At 69.9% G+C, this 1,065-nt stretch carries 2 protein-coding genes; one reads left to right on the top strand and one right to left on the bottom strand.

Annotation, left to right across the window (positions count from 1 at the left end; all coding sequences use genetic code 11):
- Positions 1-379: hypothetical protein (locus tag ACZ38L_RS39665; RefSeq protein WP_465703061.1), on the top strand; the 379-nt coding region annotated here is incomplete at its 5' end.
- Between the two features lie 54 nt (positions 380-433).
- On the opposite strand, the gene ACZ38L_RS39660 is transcribed toward ACZ38L_RS39665, so the two are convergent.
- On the bottom strand, positions 434-1,065 hold a 632-nt coding region (locus ACZ38L_RS39660), incomplete at its 5' end, for a GNAT family N-acetyltransferase (RefSeq protein WP_465703059.1).

The raw sequence follows: 1,065 nt of genomic DNA, 5'->3' as shown, positions 1-1,065 counted from the left end.
ACAGCTCGCGGAGGTCCGGGCCGAGCGCGACGAACTCGCCATCGCGGAACGGGTCTGGCAGCGGATGGCCGAACAGCTCGCCGCCGAGACGGCCGCGGCCGAGCCGGTGACCGCGCAGGTCGCAGGCCGTGCGGTGCTGCTGGTCCCGCATCGCGGGCCCGGCGTAGGTGAGGACGCGCTGCCGCCGGAGTACCAGCGCATCCTCACCATCGTGCGCCTGGCCGGGGCGCCGGTGGCGGTCAAACAGGTCGGCGCGGGGCTGGGGCTGGAGGTGGTGGTGCGGGGCAAGCTGGAGCCGCTGCGCGGGAAGCTGTCCAAGCTCGCCGGGAGGGGCTGGCTGCGGAAACTGCCCGATGGCCGCTTCACCGCACGTCTGTGATCCGGGACGTGACGCGGTGATGGGGCTCGCGGTGAGTGCTACCCGGTCCCCTCATCAGGTGGGCGGTGCGAGCAGGGCATGGAGGTGCTCATCGTGCAGGTGCCCGTCACCGAAGAGCTTGGGCTGGGGCAGGGTGGCCTCAAGGTCGAAGCCCGCCTTCTGGGCGACCCGACAGGAGGCGATGTTCTCGATGGCGTGAGTGAGCACGATACGGCGCAGGCCGAGGTCGTTCAGGGCCCAGCCGGCGACGCTGCGGAGGGCGGCGGTGGCAACGCCCTGGCCGCGGGTCCAGCCAGCGACGCGGTATCCCACCCTGGCTGCGGAGTTCACGTGGTCGATGCTGTGCGGGGAGATATTGCCGGCGTAGCGGCCGGTGTCGTGATGGAGGATCGAGAAGGTTGCGTGGCTCCCGTCGGACCAGTCCGCTCCGGCGAGACAGTCCTGGGTCGCGGATGCTTCGTCGGTGATCTGGCAGCGGGGGTTCCAGAGCTGGACGTCCGGATCGAGACCGAGGGCAAGGACTTCTGGCAGTTCGTTCAAGCTCGGGGGGCGAAGCAAGAACTCACCGGCTGCAAGAACGACGGGGCTCAGTAGATAGCTGGACACGCGCCGATCATGCCAGGCAGGAGGTCCGACGACACCCTGAGCGGCGAACATGAGCGCGCGGGTCTGTCCTCTCACCGAGC

This window comes from Kitasatospora sp. NPDC024654 (genome assembly GCF_055559155.1).
This window is presented reverse-complemented; position numbering and strand designations above follow the sequence as displayed.